Annotated in this window: 22 protein-coding genes; 17 read left to right on the top strand and 5 right to left on the bottom strand. The window is 69.4% G+C overall.

Annotated features, from left to right (window positions below):
• Positions 1–14 precede the first annotated feature (14 nt).
• From QM772_RS02530 to QM772_RS02500, 7 genes are all read left to right on the top strand, one after another.
• The gene (locus tag QM772_RS02530) at positions 15–311 is read left to right on the top strand and encodes a DUF167 domain-containing protein (RefSeq protein ID WP_415133846.1); all 297 of its coding nucleotides are present in this window, start codon (positions 15–17) and stop codon (positions 309–311) included.
• Complete coding sequence (locus QM772_RS02525) at positions 304–1362, top strand: serine hydrolase domain-containing protein (RefSeq protein ID WP_415133844.1); 1059 nt, start codon at positions 304–306, stop codon at positions 1360–1362. The genes QM772_RS02530 and QM772_RS02525 overlap by 8 nt, the downstream gene beginning before the upstream one ends.
• Before the next feature lie 72 nt (positions 1363–1434).
• Positions 1435–1896, top strand: a complete 462-nt coding sequence (locus QM772_RS02520; protein ID WP_415133842.1) for a VOC family protein — start codon at positions 1435–1437, stop codon at positions 1894–1896.
• Between the two features lie 94 nt (positions 1897–1990).
• Positions 1991–2533 carry a MarR family winged helix-turn-helix transcriptional regulator gene (locus tag QM772_RS02515; RefSeq protein ID WP_415133840.1) on the top strand — a complete coding sequence of 181 codons (543 nt, stop codon included), beginning with the start codon at positions 1991–1993 and terminating at the stop codon, positions 2531–2533.
• Positions 2530–3951, top strand: a complete 1422-nt coding sequence (locus QM772_RS02510; RefSeq protein WP_415133838.1) for an efflux transporter outer membrane subunit — start codon at positions 2530–2532, stop codon at positions 3949–3951. The genes QM772_RS02515 and QM772_RS02510 overlap by 4 nt, the downstream gene beginning before the upstream one ends.
• Positions 3952–3971: 20 nt before the next feature.
• The gene (locus tag QM772_RS02505; protein WP_415133836.1) at positions 3972–5198 is read left to right on the top strand and encodes an efflux RND transporter periplasmic adaptor subunit; all 1227 of its coding nucleotides are present in this window, start codon (positions 3972–3974) and stop codon (positions 5196–5198) included.
• Positions 5199–5276: 78 nt separating this feature from the next.
• Complete coding sequence (locus QM772_RS02500; RefSeq protein WP_415133834.1) at positions 5277–6836, top strand: DHA2 family efflux MFS transporter permease subunit; 1560 nt, start codon at positions 5277–5279, stop codon at positions 6834–6836.
• Positions 6837–6839: 3 nt separating this feature from the next.
• Here QM772_RS02500 and rsxB read toward each other — a convergent pair whose 3' ends face one another.
• Both rsxB and QM772_RS02490 read right to left on the bottom strand, forming a co-directional pair.
• Positions 6840–7511 (bottom strand): electron transport complex subunit RsxB, encoded by a 672-nt coding sequence (gene rsxB, locus QM772_RS02495; protein ID WP_415133832.1) that lies wholly within the window; start codon positions 7509–7511, stop codon positions 6840–6842.
• Positions 7512–7536: 25 nt separating this feature from the next.
• Positions 7537–8862, bottom strand: coding sequence for a polyhydroxyalkanoate depolymerase (locus QM772_RS02490; protein ID WP_415133830.1), 1326 nt, complete (start codon positions 8860–8862; stop codon positions 7537–7539).
• Positions 8863–9125: 263 nt separating this feature from the next.
• On the opposite strand from QM772_RS02490, the gene QM772_RS02485 reads away from it, so the two are divergent.
• From QM772_RS02485 to QM772_RS02465, 5 genes are all read left to right on the top strand, one after another.
• The gene (locus tag QM772_RS02485) at positions 9126–9929 is read left to right on the top strand and encodes an MlaE family ABC transporter permease (RefSeq protein WP_415133828.1); all 804 of its coding nucleotides are present in this window, start codon (positions 9126–9128) and stop codon (positions 9927–9929) included.
• Between the two features lie 4 nt (positions 9930–9933).
• The gene (locus QM772_RS02480; RefSeq protein ID WP_415133826.1) at positions 9934–10941 is read left to right on the top strand and encodes an MlaD family protein; all 1008 of its coding nucleotides are present in this window, start codon (positions 9934–9936) and stop codon (positions 10939–10941) included.
• Between the two features lie 68 nt (positions 10942–11009).
• On the top strand, positions 11010–11567 hold the full coding sequence (locus QM772_RS02475) for a hypothetical protein (RefSeq protein WP_415133824.1): 558 nt from the start codon (positions 11010–11012) through the stop codon (positions 11565–11567).
• A 54-nt stretch (positions 11568–11621) separates the two neighbouring features.
• On the top strand, positions 11622–11939 hold the full coding sequence (locus QM772_RS02470) for a DUF4258 domain-containing protein (protein WP_415133822.1): 318 nt from the start codon (positions 11622–11624) through the stop codon (positions 11937–11939).
• Positions 11940–11947: 8 nt separating this feature from the next.
• Positions 11948–12412: a helix-turn-helix domain-containing protein gene (locus QM772_RS02465; protein WP_415133820.1), complete on the top strand. Its 465-nt coding sequence runs from the start codon at positions 11948–11950 to the stop codon at positions 12410–12412.
• Between the two features lie 558 nt (positions 12413–12970).
• Here the strand turns inward: QM772_RS02465 and QM772_RS02460 are convergent.
• The gene (locus QM772_RS02460) at positions 12971–13162 is read right to left on the bottom strand and encodes a hypothetical protein (RefSeq protein ID WP_415133818.1); all 192 of its coding nucleotides are present in this window, start codon (positions 13160–13162) and stop codon (positions 12971–12973) included.
• 122 nt (positions 13163–13284) lie between these two features.
• On the opposite strand from QM772_RS02460, the gene QM772_RS02455 reads away from it, so the two are divergent.
• Positions 13285–13560, top strand: coding sequence for a BrnT family toxin (locus QM772_RS02455; protein WP_415133816.1), 276 nt, complete (start codon positions 13285–13287; stop codon positions 13558–13560).
• Positions 13561–13573: 13 nt separating this feature from the next.
• On the top strand, positions 13574–13801 hold the full coding sequence (locus QM772_RS02450; RefSeq protein WP_415133814.1) for a BrnA antitoxin family protein: 228 nt from the start codon (positions 13574–13576) through the stop codon (positions 13799–13801).
• A 137-nt stretch (positions 13802–13938) separates the two neighbouring features.
• On the opposite strand, the gene orn is transcribed toward QM772_RS02450, so the two are convergent.
• The gene (orn, locus tag QM772_RS02445; RefSeq protein WP_415133812.1) at positions 13939–14523 is read right to left on the bottom strand and encodes an oligoribonuclease; all 585 of its coding nucleotides are present in this window, start codon (positions 14521–14523) and stop codon (positions 13939–13941) included.
• Positions 14524–14582: 59 nt separating this feature from the next.
• On the opposite strand from orn, the gene QM772_RS02440 reads away from it, so the two are divergent.
• The 3 genes from QM772_RS02440 (at position 14583) to rsgA (ending at position 17365) form a co-directional block, all read left to right on the top strand.
• Positions 14583–15884 carry a M48 family metallopeptidase gene (locus QM772_RS02440; RefSeq protein WP_415133810.1) on the top strand — a complete coding sequence of 434 codons (1302 nt, stop codon included), beginning with the start codon at positions 14583–14585 and terminating at the stop codon, positions 15882–15884.
• Between the two features lie 189 nt (positions 15885–16073).
• Complete coding sequence (locus QM772_RS02435) at positions 16074–16415, top strand: 4a-hydroxytetrahydrobiopterin dehydratase (RefSeq protein ID WP_415133808.1); 342 nt, start codon at positions 16074–16076, stop codon at positions 16413–16415.
• Complete coding sequence (gene rsgA, locus QM772_RS02430; protein WP_415133806.1) at positions 16412–17365, top strand: ribosome small subunit-dependent GTPase A; 954 nt, start codon at positions 16412–16414, stop codon at positions 17363–17365. Before QM772_RS02435 ends, rsgA begins: the two co-directional genes overlap by 4 nt.
• A gap of 22 nt (positions 17366–17387) precedes the next feature.
• Here the strand turns inward: rsgA and QM772_RS02425 are convergent, their stop codons facing one another.
• Entirely contained in the window at positions 17388–18203 is an 816-nt protein-coding gene (locus QM772_RS02425; RefSeq protein WP_415133804.1) for an esterase/lipase family protein, read from the bottom strand.
• Between the last annotated feature and the right edge of the window lie 21 nt (positions 18204–18224).

Here is an 18224-nt window from a genome sequence, read left to right as displayed (position 1 = left end):
CTGCGCCGCGCGCGATGCACGTGCTGAAACTCCCCGTCCACGCCACGCCAGGCGCGAAGCGCACCGAAGCGGCGGGCGCCTACGCCGGCGCGCTGCGCGTGCGGCTGGGCGCGCCGCCGGTGGACGGCAAGGCCAATGCCGCGCTGATCGACTGGGCCGCCCGCGCCTTCGGCGTGCCCAAGGCCCGTGTCGAGCTGCTGCACGGCGCCGCCGGCCGGCAGAAGACGCTGGGCGTGCGCTTCGACGATGCGGCGGCGCTGGCGGCGGCCCGGGCGCTGGTCGCGGACTGGATGGCGGTGGGCGATGCGTGAGCCGGATGCTTCTATAAACATAGCTGCTGGCGCTTGCTGGACGGGCGCTGGAGGCCGATTTGATTCAAATTATCCAGCCCTGCGCCGCCGTACGCTGGTCCTGGGCGCCGGCCTGGCCGGCTGGCCCGCCGTGCATGCGCAGCGCGCCCGCGGCTTCGGCGGCCTCGCCGCCCGCATCGCCACGCTGGCGCCCGACGTGCTGAGCGTGGCCGTGGTACAGCGCGGCGCGCTGGCCTTCGAGTTCTATCGACCCGGCACGACGGCGGACAGCCTGCATGACGTGCAGTCGGTCACCAAGAGCGTGCTCTCGCTGCTGTTCGGCTGCGCGCTGGCCGACGGGCACGTGCGCGGCGTGGACGAACTGGTGGCCATGCGCCTGCCCGAGATGCTGCGCCTGGGCGGTGACGCGCGTTTGCAGCGCCTGCGCTTCGCCCACCTGCTGACGATGACGGCCGGCTGGACCGCCGATGTCACCGCGCGGCGCGACCGCGACGACAACCTGGGCTGGCTGGCGCGCCGCCCCTTCGTGGCCGAGCCGGGCGCGCGCTTCGCCTACGACAACGGCGCCACCAACGTGCTGGCCCTGGCGCTGGCGCGCGCCGTCGGCCGGCCGCTGGATGATTACGCGCGCCAGCGGCTGCTGGGGCCGCTGGGCATCGCGCGCTTCGACTGGCGGCGCGGCGCGCAGGGCCACGCCATCGGCGCCTTCGGGCTGATGCTGAGCCCGCGCGACATGGCGCGCGTGGGCGAGCTGGTGCTGGCCGGCGGCCGCTGGCAGGGCCGCGAACTGGTGCCGGCCGACTACCTGCGCCAGGCCACCACGCGCCGCAACGCCGGCGGCTGGCCGGCGTTCACGCCCTACGGCTACCTGTGGTGGGTGTCGCCCGAGGCCGTCATGGCCAGCGGCTACGGCGGGCAGTGGATCTACGTCGATGCGCAACGCCAGGCGGTGATCGCCGCCACCTCGCGCCGCACGCCCGACAGCGCCGCGCGCAACCAGGCGCTGGCGCTGATCCGGCGCGAGATCCTGCCCGCCGTGCCGCGTTCATGAGGAAAATAGGCCTCCAGCGCTTGACTGGCAAGCGCAAGCAGCTATCGAATTCGTAGTCAACCGGAGCACACCATGACCCGTCCCTTCAAAGTCCTCGGCATCCAGCAGGTCGCCATCGGCGGCCCCGACAAGCACCGGCTGCAAAAGCTCTGGGTGGACATGCTCGGCCTGGAAAAGACCGGCACCTTCAGAAGCGAGCGCGAGAACGTGGACGAGGACATCTGCGCCATGGGCCACGGCGCGCACAAGGTCGAGGTGGACCTGATGCAGCCGCTCGACCCCGGGAAGAAACCCGCCGTGCACGCCACTCCGCTGAACCACATCGGCCTGTGGATCGACGACCTGCCCCAGGCGGTGGAATGGCTCAGCGCCCAGGGCGTGCGCTTCGCGCCCGGCGGCATCCGCAAGGGCGCGGCGGGCCACGACATCACCTTCCTGCACCCCAAGGCGAACGACGAATTTCCCATTGCCGGCGAGGGCGTGCTGATCGAGCTGGTGCAGGCGCCGCCCGAGGTGATCGCCGCGCTGGGCTGAATGCCCCTGCCATGAACGTGCCCATGCAAACATTGTGATCACAATGTTTGCATGGGCAAATAAGATGGCGGCCGTTCAGCCCGAACCCGCCGCCATGCCCGCCACCGCATCCGCGCCCGAACCCGCGCCCCGCGCCAGCCGCCGCCGCGCGTCCAAGCCCTTCTTCGACAACGACGGCATCCGCCCCGAGACCAGCGTGCTGTGGATGCTGCGCCGCGCGCAGGTGGCCATCGGCCAGCTCGTCAGCGAGGCCACCGAGCTGGGCGGCGCCACCGTGCCGCAATGGGTGCCGCTCTACAAGATCCACCGCGGCGAGGCCGACACCGTGGCCGACCTGGCGCGCCGCTGCACCGTGGACGCCGGCTACATGACGCGCCTGCTCGACCGCCTGGAGGCGCGCGGCCTGTGCCGCCGCGTGCGCTCCGAGACCGACCGCCGCGTGGTGCACATCGCGCTCACGCCCGAAGGCGTGGCCGCCGCCGAGCAGATGCCGCGCGTGCTGGCCCGCGTCTACAACGAGGTGCTGGAAGACTTCACGCCCGAGGAGTGGGCGCAGTTGCGCATGCTGCTGGACCGCGTGGCCGGCAAGGCCGAGTCCCTGCTGGGCCGGGCTGCCGCGCAGGAGACCCGGCCATGATCCGCCGGACCGCCGCCATCGGCCTCGCCGCGCTCGCGCTGCTGGCCGGCTGTGCCGACACGCGGGGCATCCGCTCGTCGGCGCAACTCACCGAGCCCGCCGCGCTGGGCCTCGATGCCGAATCGCCCACCATCGCCCCGGCGCAGGACTGGTGGACGGCGCTGGGCGACGCGCAGCTCGACCGCCTGGTCGCCGAGGCGCTGGCGCGCAACCCCGGCCTGCAAGTGGCCGCCGCGCGCGTGGCCAAGGCGCGCGCCGCCGAGCAGGTGGCCGCCGCCGCGCTGCAACCGCAGGTCAACGGCGCGCTCGACCTGAACCGCCAGGCCTTCTCCGGCAACTACATCTACCCGGCGCCGCTCGGCGGCTCCACCCAGAACCTGGGCAACCTGCAGATCAACGGCGGCTGGGAGCTGGACTTCTTCGGCAGGCACGCCGGCGCCATCCGCGCCGCCGTCGGCCAGCTGCGCGCCGCCGAGGCCGAGGCCGACGCCGCCCGCGTGCTGCTGGCCACCAACGTCGTGCGCGGCTACGTGCAGTGGGCGCGCCTGGCCGGGCAGCGCGCGCTGGCCGAACGCGCGCTGGCACAGCGCCAGCAGATGGTGGCGCTGGTGCGGGACCGCGTGCAGGCGGGCCTGGACACGCAGCTCGAAGTGCGCCAGAACGAGACCGTGCGCGCCGACTCGCGCACGCAGATCGCCGCCTTCGACCAGCAGATCGAAGCCAGCCGCAACGCCCTGGCCGCGCTGCTGGGCCAGCCGCGCCTGGCCGATGACGTGCAGGCGCCCAGCCTGTCCGCCTTGCGGCCGCTGGCCGTGCCGTCCGAACTGCACGCCGACTGGCTGGCGCGCCGCGCCGACATCGTGGCCGCGCGCTGGCGCGTGGAGGCCGCGCGCGGCGAGGTGGACGTGGCCAGGGCGCAGTTCTATCCCAACATCAACCTGGCGGCCTTCGCCGGCTTCCAGAGCCTGGGCTTCGGCAACCTGCTCAAGGGCGACAGCTTCCAGTGGGGCGTGGGCCCGGCGATCCGCCTGCCCATCTTCGAGGCCGGGCGCCTGCGCGCCGGCCTGGCCGCCAGGAGCGCCGACGTCGACGCCGCCATCGAGACCTACAACGCCACCGTGATCGACGCCATGCGCGAGGCGGCCGACCAGTCGCAGGCGGTGCGCGCCACCGCCCGCCAGCAGGCCGAGCAGGCGCGCGCGCTGCAAGCCGCCGAGGGCGCCTACGACATCGCACGCCAGCGCTACCAGGCGGGCCTGGGCAACTACCTCCAGGTGCTGACGGCCGAGACCGCCGTGCTGGCGCAGCGCCGCCAGCAGGCCGACCTGGCGGCCCAGGCCTTCATCAGCCAGGCCGGCGTGGCGCAGGCCATGGGTGGCGGCTGGCAGCCGACGCCCGACCTGCCGTCGAACCACTGAACCTTTCAGAGAAGAACACCATGGCCGATCCCACATCCGCCCCAAGCCAGCCGGCTCCCAACGGCAACCCGCGCCGCAGGCGCGCCCTGGCCGGGCTCGCCGGCGTCGTCCTGCTGGCCGCCATCGCCTGGGGCGTGTACGACTGGCTGGTGCTCAGCCACTTCGAGGACACCGACAACGCCTACGTGCAGGGCAACCTGGTGCAGATCACGCCGCAGATCGGCGGCACCGTCACCGCCATCTTCGCCGACGAGACCGAGCCCGTGCAGGCCGGGCAGCCGCTGGTGCGGCTCGACCCGGCCGACGCCGGCGTGGCGCAGGCGCAGGCCGAGGCCGCGCTGGGCCAGGCGGTGCGCCAGGTGCGCACGCTGTACGCCAACAACGCCTCCTTCGGCGCGCAGGTCAAGCTGCGCGAGGCCGACGCCGCCAAGGCCCGCACCCAGCTCGCCACCGCGCAGCAGGACCTGGCGCGGCGCCAGGGCCTGGCCGGCGGCGGCGCCGTCTCGGGCGAGGAGCTGGCGCACGCGCGCGCCCAGGTCGCGGCGGCGCAGAGCGCGCTCGACGCCGCCCAGGCCGCCGTGGCCGCCGCGCGCGAGCAGCTGGCCAGCAACCAGGCGCTGACCGACGGCACCGACGTGGACCAGCACCCCAGCGTGTTGGCCGCCGCCGCCAAATTGCGCGAGGCCTGGCTGGCCGCGCACCGCACCGAGCTGCCGGCGCCCGTGTCGGGCTACGTCAGCAAGCGCAGCGTGCAGCTCGGCCAGCGCGTGGCGCCCGGCGCGCCGCTGATGGCGCTGGTGCCGCTGGACCAGCTGTGGGTCGATGCCAACTTCAAGGAGAACCAGCTGCGCCACATCCGTGTCGGCCAGCCCGTCACGCTGACGGCCGACATGTACGGCGGCAAGGTCGAATTCCGCGGCAGGGTGGCGGGCCTGGGCATCGCCACCGGCGCCGCCTCGGCGCTGCTGCCGGCGCAGAACGCCACCGGCAACTGGATCAAGGTGGTGCAGCGCGTGCCGGTGCGCATCGCGCTGGAGCCCGAGCAGGTCAAGGCGCACCCGCTGCGCGTCGGCCTGTCGATGGAGGCGCGCGTGGACGTGGCCGACCAGAGCGGCGCCGAGCTGGCCTCCGCCGCGCGCACCGAGCCGCTGGCGCAGACCCGCGTGTTCGCCCAGGCCGACGGCGGCGCCGAGGCGCTGGTGCGCGAGATCATCGCGCGCAACATGGGCGCCCGCCACGCTTCATGATTGATAGCTGCCAGCGCTTGCCTGGCGGGCGCTGGAGGCCGATTTGATTCATAAATCCGTGCAGGAAGGCGAACCCTCATGAGCGCCACCCCGGCCCACGCCGCGCACCCGCCGCTGACCGGCGGCGCGCGCGTGCTGGGCACCATCGCGCTGTCGGCGGCCACGTTCATGAACGTGCTGGACTCCTCCATCGCCAACGTGTCGCTGCCCGCCATCTCGGGCGACCTGGGCGTGAGCCCGGTGCAGGGCACCTGGGTCATCACCAGCTTCGCGGTGGCCAACGCCATCGCCGTACCGCTGACCGGCTGGCTGACGCAGCGCGTGGGCCAGGTGCGCCTGTTCATGGCCAGCGTGCTGCTGTTCGTGCTGGCCTCGTGGCTGTGCGGGCTGGCGCCGAACATGACGCTGCTGATCGCCTTCCGCGCGCTGCAGGGCTTCGTCGCCGGGCCGATGATCCCGCTGTCGCAGACGCTGCTGCTGTCCAGCTACCCGCGGGCCATGGCCGGGCTGGCGATGGCGATGTGGTCCATGACCACGCTGGTGGCGCCCATCATGGGGCCGCTGCTGGGCGGCTGGATCACCGACAACGTGAGCTGGCCGTGGATCTTCTACATCAACATCCCGGTGGGCCTGCTGGCGGCCGGCGCCACCTGGCTGATCTACCGCGAGCGCGAGTCGGCCACGCGCCAGCTGCCGATCGACGCCATCGGCCTGTCGCTGCTGGTGGTCTGGGTGGGCGCGCTGCAGCTCATGCTGGACAAGGGCAAGGAGCTGGACTGGTTCCATTCGCCGCAGATCGTGGCCTTCGCCGTGGTGGCGGTGGTGGGCTTTGCCTTCTTCCTGGTCTGGGAGCTGACCGAGGAGCACCCGGTGGTGGACCTGTCGCTGTTCGCGCGGCGCAACTTCTGGTCGGGCGCGCTGGCCACGGCGGTGGGCTACGGCGTGTTCTTCGGCAACGTGGTGATCCTGCCGCTGTGGTTGCAGCAGTTCATGGGCTACACCGCCACGCAGGCGGGCATGGTGCTGGCGCCGGTGGGCATCCTGGCCATCGTGCTGTCGCCCCTGGTGGGGCTGACGGTGAACCGGGTCGATCCGCGCCTGTACGCCAGCTTCGCCTTCCTCGTGTTCGCCGTGGTGCTGTGGATGCGTTCGCTGTTCACCACGCAGACCGACTTCACCACCATCATGATCCCGACCCTGGTGCAGGGCGTGGCGATGGCGTTCTTCTTCATCCCGCTGGTGACGATCACGCTCTCGGGCATCGAGCCGGCGCGGATCCCGGCGGCCTCGGGGCTGTCGAACTTCACGCGCATCACGGCCGGCGCCATGGGCACCTCGATCAGCACCACGCTGTGGGAGAACCGCAGCGCGCTGCACCACGCGCAACTGGCCGAGTCGATCAATGCCGGCAACCCCGTCGCCATGCAGACGCTCGACGGCCTGCGCGCCAGCGGCCTGACGCAGGAGCAGGCGCTGGGCATGGTGAACAACCTGCTGACGCAGCAGGCCTTCATGCTGTCCACGCAGGAGATCTTCTACGGCTCGGCGCTGCTGTTCCTGGCGCTGATCGGGCTGGTGTGGTTCGCCAGGCGCACGCACGGCGGGGCGGGGGGCGATGCCGCCGCCGGGGCGCATTGAAGATCAGCCGGCGTTCTTTCGGGCACGCGCGCGCGCCAGCGCGGCCTCGATCACGGCGCGCTTGCGGCCCTGTTCGGCGCCCTCGGCGCCGTGCGTCAACTCAGGCAGATGGGCCAGCTTGCGCGCGGCCTTTTCTTCAAGCCTTTTGGCCTGCTCGCCCGCTTCCCGCTTGCGCCGCCAGCTCGTGAATTCATAGCGATCGCGGGCCTCGCCGGCTTGGGCGGGCGACCAGGCGTCCCAGCCGGTGCGGGTGCCGGTGACGTTCTCCAGCGCGATGCAGTCCACCGGGCAGGCGGGGATGCACAGCGCGCAGCCGGTGCACTGCGCCTCGACGACGGTGTGCATGCGCTTGTTGCCGCCGACGATGCAGTCCACCGGGCAGGCGGCGATGCACAGCGTGCAGCCGATGCACCAGCTCTCGTCGATCCAGGCCACGCCGCGCGGGCCTTCCAGGCCGTTGCCGGGGTTGAGCGGCCCGGCCGGCCGGCCGGTGAGGGCGGCCAGCCGCGCCACGCCTTCGGCGCCGCCGGGCGGGCACTGGTTGATGCCGGCCTCGCCCAGGGCGACGGCCTCGGCGTAGGCCGCGCAGTCGGGGTAGCCGCAGCGCGTGCACTGCGTCTGCGGCAGCGCGTCCAGCACGCGGCGGGCCAGGTCGGCGGCGGGCAGGGCGGTCACCGGCCGGGCCCGGGCATGCCGGCGGTCAGCCGGCGCGGCGGCGTGCCGGGGCCTTGGGCGCGGCGGCCAGGGCCGGCGCGGCCAGGGCCTGGGCGTGCTCGGCGATGAACGCCTTCACGCGCGGATAGACCACCGTGCGCCAGCGGCGGCCGCTGAAGATGCCGTAGTGGCCGGCGCCGGGCACCTCCAGGTGGTCGCGCTGCGCCTCGGGGATGCCGGTGCACAGCCCATGCGCGGCGCGCGTCTGGCCGGAGCCGGAGATGTCGTCCAACTCGCCCTCGACGGTGAGCAGGGCGGTGGCGTGGATGTCCTGCGGGCGCACGCGCTCGGGCTCGCCGGCGGGGTTGCGCACGTCCCAGGTGCCGTTGACCAGGCTGAAGTCCTGGAACACGGTGCGGATGGTTTCGAGGTAGTAGTCCGCGTCCATGTCGAGCACGGCGTTGTACTCGTCGTAGAACTTGCGGTGCGCCTCGGCGCTGGACTCGTCGCCCTTGATCAGGTCCTTGAAATAGTCGTAGTGGCTGCTGGCGTGGCGGTCGGGGTTCATCGCCACGAAGCCGGTATGTTGCAGGAAGCCCGGGTACACGCGGCGGCCGGCACCGGGGTAGTTGGGCGGCACGCGGTAGATCACGTTGTTCTCGAACCACTCGAAGCTGCGCTGCACGGCCAGGTTGTTGACGGCGGTGGGCGACTTGCGCGCGTCGATGGGGCCGCCCATCATGGTCATGGTGATGGGGGTCTTCTCGCCCCGGCTGGCCATCAGCGACACCGCGGCCAGCACCGGCACGGTGGGCTGGCACACGCTGATCACGTGGCAGTTGCCGTAGATGCCTTGCAGGTGGCGGATGAAGTCCTGCACGTAGTTCACGTAGTCGTCCAGATGGAAGCTGCCCTCCGACAGCGGCACCATGCGGGCGTTCTTCCAGTCGGTGATGTAGACCTTGTGGCCCTCCAGCAGGGTGCGCACGGTGTCGCGCAGCAGGGTGGCGTAGTGGCCCGACAGCGGGGCGACCACCAGCACCGGCGGCTGGCCCTTGAGCTTGCCCAGCGTGCCCGTGTCGTCGGTGAAGCGCTTGAAGCGGCGCAACTGGCAGAAGGGCTTTTCCAGCTCGATGCGCTCGTCGATGGCCACGTGCACGCCGTCGACGTCGACGTGGCGGATGCCGAACTCGGGCTTCTCGTAGTCCTTGCCCAGGCGGTGGAACAGCGCGAAGGAGGCCGCCACGCGCTGCGCCATCGGCATCTGGCCCCACAGCGTGTGCGGGTTGCTGTACAGCTTGGCCGTGGCGTCGGCCATGTCGGCGAAGGGTTCGATCAGGGAGCGCTGGGCGTCGTAGATTTGGTAGAGCATGGGGCGGTTGTTATGGGCGGATGCTGCGGTGCAATATAGCGCAGGCGCGCGCGGATTGCAGTGGGCATGAATCTCTAAACGAGGGCAGTTGTGGCGCAGATTGCGCCAGTGTGGCGCAGATTGCGCCAGTGTGGCGCCGGACGCGAAAACGTGCCCGGCGCATGCGCGCGATGACTTCAATAATGATAGCTGCCAGCGATTGCCCCATAAGCGCTGAAGGCCAATTTAATGCCTGAACGCGGCGCCCGTCGTATCATGCCCGCATGACCACGGGTTTCTCGTTGTACGGCTGGCTGCTGCACTTGGGGCGCGAGGTGCTGCAATGGCTGCGGGGCTGGTGGCTGATGGCCTTCATCGGCGCGCAGGTGGCGGTGCTGGCGCTGTCGCCGTCCAGCTGGCGGCGCGAGACGCGCGGCGCCGTGCTGCGGCAGGTGTACGCCGCCGCCGGGCCGGGGCTGCCGGGCTTCACCACGCTGATGGCGCTGTTCAACGTGGTGGTGATCCGCATCGTGGTGGTCACCGCCTTCGCCTACGGGCTGACGCAGTACGCGCTGGACGCCGTGGTGCGCGTGCTGGTGCTGGAGCTGATCCCGCTGGCGGCGGCGCTGTTCGTGGCGGTGGAATACAGCATCCCGAGCGGCTCGGAGCTGTACAAACTCAAGCGCGACGGCGGTTTTCAGGCGCTGCGCGCGCGCGGCATCGACCCGCTGGTGCATGAAGTGCTGCCGCGCGTGCTGGCCGGCGTGGCCGCCGTGCTGCTGCTGGCGGCGTTCAGTTGCGTGATCTCGCTGGTGCTGGCCTACATCGGCGTGCACGGCTTCAACCTGGCCGGCATGGCGGCGTACAACCGGGGGGTGGGGCACATCTTCAACCCGGTGGTGTCGTTGATCTTCGGGCTGAAGACGCTGCTGTTCGCGCTGGCGGTGGCGCTGCTGCCGGTGGCCAACGCGCTGCGCGACATGCCGCACCGCGCCTCGCGCACCAGCGTGGAGTTGCAGGGCCTGGTGCGCATGTTCGTGCTGATGCTGGTGATCGAGATCGCGTCGCTGGTGGGCAACTACTATTGAGGGCATGAGCAGCCCCCCCCAAGACGACGACCCGCCCCCGCTGGCCGCCAGCCGCGCCCAGCGCGGCCTGGAGGTGCGCGCCGCGCTGCTGCTGCTGTTCATGGCGGCGCTGATCGCCGGCGTGGTGCTGTACCTGATGTGGGCGCGCGGTGCCTTCGAGGCCACGCAGCGCCTGTACCTGGCCACCGACGACTCCGAGGGCGTGGTGGTCGGCATGGACATGACCTTCTCCGGCTTTCCCGTCGGCCGCGTGAGCGGCATCGAGCTGGTCGAGCAGGGCACCGTGCGCATCGCGGTGGACGTGCCGCTGAAGGACGCGCACTGGCTGCGCACCTCCAGCATCTTCACGCTGGAGAAAGGGCTGGTCGGCGCCGCCCGGCTGCGCGCCTTCACCGGCATCCTGGACGACCCGCCGCTGCCCGCCGGCGCCGAGCGCACCGTGCTGCGCGGCGACGTGTCGGCCGAGATCCCCAAGATGGTGGCCGACGCGCGCGACGTGTTGCAGAACCTCAGCCAGCTCACCGCCGAGCAGTCCGCGCTGGCCGGCATGCTGGCCGACGTGCGCGCCTTCACCCAGAAGATGAACAGCACCCAGGGCGGCCTGCTGGGCGCGCTGACCGGCAACGAGGCCGACGCCCGCCGCGTGGCCGAGCTGCTGGAGCGCACCAACCAGCTGGTGAAGAACCTCGACGCCGTGGCCGTGCGCACCGACGGCGTACTCAAGAAGGCCGACCAGCAGGTGCTGGGCCAGGACGGCCTGGTCAACGGCGCCCGCGCCGCCGTCGGCCAGCTCGACGCGCTGCTGAAGGACGTGCGCCAGAGCATGGCGCAGGTCGATGCCGTGCTGAAGGACGTGCAGGCCGTCGCCGGCAACGCGCGCGAGGCCACCGCCGACCTGGGCGGCCTGCGCGCCGACGTGGAAAGCAGCCTGCGCAAGATCGACGCGCTGATCGCCGAGCTGAACCGCAAGTGGCCCTTCGCCCCGAAGGAGAAGGAGGTGAAGCTGCCATGAGGCGAATCACCATTGCTTCACTTCTGATAGCTGCCGGCGCGCTCTGCGCCTGCGCTGGTGGCCCGAAAGTGCCTGACTGGAGCATCAATGCCGTCGGCCACGCCGAGCGCTTTGCCGAGGCCTACCTGAAAGGCGACGCCCGCGTCGCCGCGCGCGAGTTCGAGCAGGCCCGCGCCGAAACCGCCCGCACCGGTCGCCCCGAGCTGGTGGCCCGCATCGAGCTGACGCGCTGCGCCGCGCAGGTCGCCAGCCTGGTGTTCGAGCCCTGCGCCGGCTTCGAGCCGCTGCGCGCCGACGCCGGCGACGCCGAGCGCGCCTATGCCCGCTACCTGGCCGGCGAGCGGCTCACCGCCGCCGATACCGCGCTGCTGCCCGAACCGCACCGCAGCGCCACCCCGCCCGCCGACCCCTTCGCCCGCCTGATCGCCGCCGGCGTGCAACTGCGCCGCGCCGACGCCAGCCCCAACGTGGTGGCGCGTGCGGTCGATACCGCGTCCCAACAAGGCTGGCGCCGCCCGCTGCTGGCCTGGCTGGGCGTGCAGGCGCGGCTGGCCGACGAGCGGGGCGGCGCGGACGAGGCGGCGCGGCTCAGGCGCCGGATGGATTTGGTGGGGGCAGGGCGGTAAGAAAAATCTTGATCTGACCCTTGATTTATGGGGTACCATGAACCCATAAATTTTATGGTCACAGGCTCGGTCTTCACGCTATCGAAATCGCAGCTTGCGAAGCTCATCAGGTCTGCGGCGGGCGATTCTGCAAAGGTCATCATCACCGCGCATGCCCGCAAGCAGATGAAGGATCGGAAGATGCCGCTGCACGTAGCCATCGAGTGTCTGCGCAGAGGTGTGATTCGGCGCACTCCCGAGCCCAATACCTACAAGGGAACACTGGAGTGCCGGATGGAGCACTTCTGCTCAGGCCACAACTGCTGCGTCGTCGCGGCCATCAGCGACGACACGCCCAACGTCATCATGGTCACGGTCTTCTATATTGAATGAGAGCTGACATGTACCACTACACGGAATCCGGCCTCGACAACGTGTGGCTGGAAAACGGCTACACCATCCACCGCACGCCCTACGGCAAAGGCGTGTCCATTGAAGACACCGACGGCCTGCACCTCGTCATCGCCCAGTCGATCATCAAGAAGCCTGGTCGCATCACCGGCAAGGAGCTGCGCTTTCTGCGCACGCTGCTGGGCCTGTCGCAGCAGTCGCTGGCGCAGCGCGTGCTGCTGACGACCGAGCAATCCGTCTCCCTGTGGGAGAGAACCGGCCGAGTACCCGCCCAGGCCGATGCCCTGCTGCGCATCGTTGCCTTCGAGAAGTTCAAGGGCAACGGCAAGGTCACTGAAATTCTGGACCGGATCAACACCGTTGACCGGCTCTGCAACCAGAAGTTGGTCGCCACCGAACGGCGCGGCAAATGGGTAGGACACACCCAGAGTGAACCCGAGGAAGCCGTGGCATAGGGAATAAATTGTGATCTGACCCTAATTTTCCCTAATTTTCCCTCTTACTTTGTCCGTTAGGAGACGCGTGCGACGTCGCTCTCAAATTCTGTCGCAGTTGTGCGGCTGGCTCAGCATTGGCTTGTATGCAGCAAGCCTTGCGTTTCCGGCGTACTTTGCTGACTACTATGGGAAGCTACAGCCCCACTACGGCCTTGAGGCACTGCTACTTGGGCCAATAGGCATATTTGCGGGCCACTTTTCTTGGCTGGCCAACGTGCTTTTATGGTTCGCTTGGGGTAAGCGCACAGACCCTGGCTTAGGGTTCATGCTCGCTTCATTGGCACTCGTCGTGGCCGCATTGTTTCCACTCGGCACCACAATCCCAGTTGGAAGCGCGGGAGACTTTCCATATACAGTGGGTTTAGGCTTCTATTTTTGGTTGACTAGCATGGCCTTTTCAGCTGTGGCCAGCTTGTTATCTCAGCCACGAGGGAATAAGGAGCAAGGGCCTGATGTCTCCTGAACGGTTCATCAAACCACTAGGAAAAATCAGGGGGAAATTTGGGTCATGAGAAATCAGGGCGGGAAAATCAGCGGGGTAATTAATGGAATGGACGCCCCCACCTGATCGGCCCTGAAGAGCCAAAGTGGAGGTCCGAACAACCACTTGTCATCCAGACAGGAGCGTCCCCCATGCAAGCTACCACCGTTGGCATCGATCTGGCGAAGAACATTTTTCACGTGCACGGCGTCGATCAGGCCGGCCACGTCTGAAGGAAATCAGGGTCAGATGAAAATTTGAGGAAATCAGGGTCAGATGAAAATTAAATCCTTGAGTCGCAGGAATCCCCCGCCCTTGATGCACCTACGCCTTGTAGCTACAATGCTGCATGCGTTTCACATGGTCAGAGCGCAAGCGCGGGATCAATCTCAAGGATCATGGCCTTGATTTCGTTGATGCACCGCGCGTCTTTGAAGGCTTGACCTTCACCTACGAGGATGACCGCTTCGACTACGGTGAACAACGCTTCGTCACGCTGGGCCTTCTGGCCGGGGTGCCTGTGTCCATCGCTCACACGGAGACCAACGATGAAATCCGCATCATCTCCTTCCGCAAAGCAACCGATCGAGAAGCGCGCTTCTTCTTCAGCCAAGTCCAGAACTGACTGGCCCCAGCTCATGTCGCCCAACACCCAGGCCCAACCGTCTCAAGAGCATCCCGAGTTCGACCCGGATCACATCGTTCGCGGCATCGTCCGGCGCGGGCTTGCGCCAGTTCCCAATAAGGAACTGATCTCGCTGCGCATTGACCAGGACGTTATTGAGTGGTTCAAGGCACAAGGCGCTGGCTACCAGACGCGGATCAACTCTGTTCTTCGCGCTTTTCGGGATGCCTCTGCGGTCTGACTCTTCACTCTAATAGACCGCCTGCGGCACCCGCTGAGCTTGGGCGTTGATGTGCTCGACTGGACGCGCACCGAGGCGGCCCGGCGCAATGCCGGTGTTTCTCGGCAGGTGGGCGAGATGCGGGCCGACAGGGGGTGTCAGCCGTGCAGCCGGATGAAGCGCTCGCGGTAGTGCGCCAGTTCATCAATCGACTCATGCACGTCCGCCAGCGCCGTATGCGCCTGGCGCTTGGTGAAGGCATCGACCACTTCCGGCCGCCAGCGGCGCGCCAGTTCCTTCAGCGTGCTGACGTCGATGTTGCGGTAGTGGAAGAACGCCTCCAGCCGCGGCATGTACTTGACCAGGAAGCGCCGGTCCTGGCCGATGGTGTTGCCGCACATCGGCGAGGCGCCCTTGGGCACGTAGCGCGAGAGGAAGGCGATCAGCTTGGCCTCGGCCTCGGCCTCGGTGGTGGTGGCGGCCTTCACTTTGTCGATCAGCCCGCTGCGCCCGTGCGTGCCCTTGTTCCAGGCGTCCATGGCGTCCAGCACGGCGTCGCTCTGGTGGACGACCAGCACCGGCCCTTCGACGCGCGGCGTCAACTGCGGGCCGGTGACGACCACGGCGATCTCGATGATGCGTTCCTTCTCCGGGTCCAGGCCGGTCATCTCGCAGTCCAGCCAGACCAGGTTCTGGTCGGACTTGGGCAGGGCGTCGCTGGGGGAGGGGGCTTGGTCGGTCATGGGGGGCGATTGTCCACGTTCTACACTCGGCGCTTCGGCCGCCAACCCGACCTTTCACCTTGAACGAACCGCTCACTCCCGCCCTCGTCGTCAGCCTCATCCTGGGCGCGGCGCTGCTGGCCAACCTGCTGGTCAAGCTGTGGCTGGCCTCGCGCCAGATCCGCGCTGTGGCCCGCCACCGCGCCCAGGTGCCGGCGGAGTTCGCGCAGGCGATTCCGCTCGCCTCGCACCAGCGCGCGGCCGACTACACGGTGGCCAAGCTGCGCTTCGGCCTGATCGAGCTGGCCCTGGGCGCCGCCGTGCTGCTGGGCTGGACGCTGCTGGGCGGGCTGGACGGGCTGAACGGCGCCCTGCTGGACCTGATGGGCGCCCAGCGCCCGCTGTTGCAGCCGCTGGCGCTGCTGGTGGCCTTTGCCGCCATCAACGGGCTGATCGACCTGCCGGTGGCGCTGTTCAACACCTTCGTGCTGGAGCAGCGCTTCGGCTTCAACAAGATGACGCTCGGGCTGTGGCTGGGCGACCTGCTGAAGTCCACGCTGCTCGGCATCGCCATCGGCGTGCCGCTGGCCGCGCTGGTGCTGTGGCTGATGAACGCCACCGGCGCCTGGTGGTGGCTGTGGACCTGGGGCGCGTGGATGGGCTTCAGCCTGCTGATGCTGGTGGTCTACCCGATGTTCATCGCGCCGCTGTTCAACAAGTTCCAGCCCTTGCAGGACGAGTCGCTGAAGGCGCGGGTGACCGGCCTGATGGCCCGCTGCGGCTTTGCCGCCAAGGGCCTGTTCGTGATGGACGGCAGCCGCCGCAGCGCGCACGCCAACGCCTATTTCACCGGCTTCGGCGCCGCCAAGCGCGTGGTGTTCTTCGACACGCTGCTGGAGCAGCTCACCCCGCCCGAGGTGGAGGCCGTGCTGGCGCACGAGCTGGGCCACTTCAAGCACCGGCACATCGCCCAGCGCATCGCCGGGATGTTCGCGCTCAGCCTGGGCGGGCTGGCGCTGCTGGGCTGGCTGGCGCGGCAGAGCTGGTTCTATGCGGGCCTGGGCGTCACGCCCAACCTGCCGGCCGAACTGGGCGGAACCGTGCCCAACCACGCGCTGGCGCTGCTGCTGTTCATGCTGGTGGTGCCGGTGTTCAGCTTCTTCCTGTCGCCGCTGATGGCGCAACTGTCGCGCAAGCACGAGTTCGAGGCCGACGCCTACGCCGCCGCCCAGGCCAGCGCGCAAGACCTGAGCAACGCGCTGGTCAAGCTCTACAAGGACAACGCCAGCACGCTCACGCCCGACCCGGTGTACGTGCGCTTCTACTACTCGCACCCGCCCGCCAGCGAGCGCATCGCGCGCATGGGCGCGCAGGTTCTATGACCCACCCCCGTTGCTCCACTCGCTGCGCGATGTTGCGGCATCTCCCCTCAAGGGGGCGCACCCCCTGGCCGGGGGGCCCCCGGCCACGGGTGCGCTGGCTTGGCCTGCTCCGCGGCCTTGCGTGCCGAGGTGCTGGATGTGCCGCAGCTTGTGCAGTGCGCCTTGAACAACTGATCTTCTAAGAAAAATATGGCTCCAGCGCCCGTCCCACCTGCGCCAGCAGCTCCTGAATCCGGAGCAATCGACGCGCCGCCGCCCGGCTGGGCGCAGGTCGTGCGCGGCGGCGTGCCGGCGCTGGAGAAGCGCTGGCGCCTGCCCGACTTCGCCCAGGCGATGGCACTGGCGCAGGCCGTGGCCGGGCTGGCCGAGCGCCTGAACCACCACCCCGACCTGCACGTCGGCTGGGGCCACCTGGCCGTGGTCTGGACCACGCACGACGCCGGCGGCGTGACCGCGCTCGACGTGCGCGCCGCGCGCGCCACTGACGAACTGGCCGACGCTGCTCGCGCCCAGCCCCGCGCCACGCCTTGAGCCGCCCACGCTCTCCTTCTGCCGCTGACGCTCGCCTGCAGGACGGGCTGGTCGTCAGCGCCCACGGGCGCCACTGCGTGGTCGAGACGCCGGGCGGCGAGCGCGTCATCTGCCACCCGCGCGGCAAGAAGCTGGCCGTGGTGGTGGGCGACCGCGTGCGCTGGCTGCCCTCGCAGGACGAGGGCACCATCGAGCAGGTGGTGGAACGCCGCAACCTGCTGTACCGCCAGGACGAGGTGCGCACCAAGTCCTTCGCCGCCAACCTGGACCAGGTGCTGATCCTGGTCGCCGCCGAGCCCGAGTTCTCCGAGCACCAGCTCGCCCGCGCCCTGATCGCCTGCGAGGCCGAGCACATCGCGCCGCTGATCGTGCTGAACAAGGCCGACCTGGGGGTGCCTTTCGCGCGCGCCTGGGCGCGGCTGGCGCCCTACCGCGCCATGGGCTATGCCGTGCTGGGCCTGGCCGCCAAGCCGCGCCAGGCGGTGGACGTGCCCATTGAATCCATCGACGCCCTGGCCCGGCGGCTGCACGGCCGCACCACGCTGATCCTGGGCCCCTCGGGCGCCGGCAAGAGCACCCTCATCAACCGCCTGGTGCCCGGCGCCGGCGCGCAGACGGGCGAGATCTCGCAGGCCCTGAACAGCGGCCGCCACACCACCACCAGCACCACCTGGTACTGGCTGGACGATGCGCGCGCGAGCGCCCTGATCGACTCCCCTGGCTTCCAGGAGTTCGGCCTGCGCCACATCGAGCCGGCGCAGCTGGCCGCCTACATGCCCGACATCAACCCCCACGTGGCCGCATGCCGGTTCTATAACTGCACCCACCTGCACGAGCCGGGCTGCGGGGTGATTTCAATGGTCGAATCGGCCTCCAGCCCAGGAGCGATCAACGCCAGCCGCTATAGAATCTACAGCGATCTGGCGCGGGAACTGATGGCGGGGAGGTGAGCCGCGGGAGAGCGCGGCGTGCTCAGATCAGCACCGCGTCGTGCGTCGCCATGCGGTAGGCCATGCCGCTCACGCCGGTGGGCTCGAAGGGCTTCCACTCGCCCTCGGGCTGGGCCAGGCGGTCGGCGACGATGGCCAGCACCATCGCGTTGAAGCCCAGGCCGACGTGGCTGCCGTAGACGCGGATGTTCTCGCAATGGCTGGGGTCGCCGGTGATGGTCGCCTCCTGCGCGGGCACCACGCCGTCGCTGATCGAGTACAGGCAGCTGATGGGCACCGGCGGCAACTGCCGGTTGCGCAGTTTCTTGGAGCGCGGCTGCATCAGGTGCACGCTGGGGCCCATGGGGTGCGCGATGATGCGGTACAGCTTGCGCACGAAAGGCGCCGACTGGCTGCCGTGCTCGGGGTCCATCGTGACGGGGCTGCCCAGCGTGATCAGCTGGCGCACGCACTCGGGCGCCTCCAGCGCGCCGTAGAGCGAGAACAGGCCGCCCAGGCTCCAGCCGATCAGGCTGACCTTGCGGCCCGTGTGGTGATGCAGGTGGCGGATTTTCTGCTCCAGCGCCTGGGCGTGCCGCGTCTTGAAGCCGACGTTGCGGCCCATGCCCCAGGTGTGCACCTCGTAGTCCCGGCTTTCGAGAAAGCGCTTGAGCGCGAAGAGCGAGCCTTCGTCGCCCATGAAGCCGGGCGAGAGCAGCACCGGGTGGCCGTCGCCCTTGGGCGTTTGCATGAGCATCGGCCAGGCCATGGGCAGGGTGGCGATTTCGTTGAACACGCGCATCTCCAGCCAAGAGTGGAGCGGGCTGGGATGGCCGGTGTGGGGGTGTTGGGTTGCCATGTGCTCGGATCGGTTGAAAGG

Source organism: Ottowia sp., assembly GCF_047601385.1.
Classification (GTDB): domain Bacteria; phylum Pseudomonadota; class Gammaproteobacteria; order Burkholderiales; family Burkholderiaceae_C; genus Ottowia.
The sequence above is the reverse complement of the archived record's forward strand: the minus strand, read 5'-3'. Positions and strand labels throughout refer to the sequence as shown.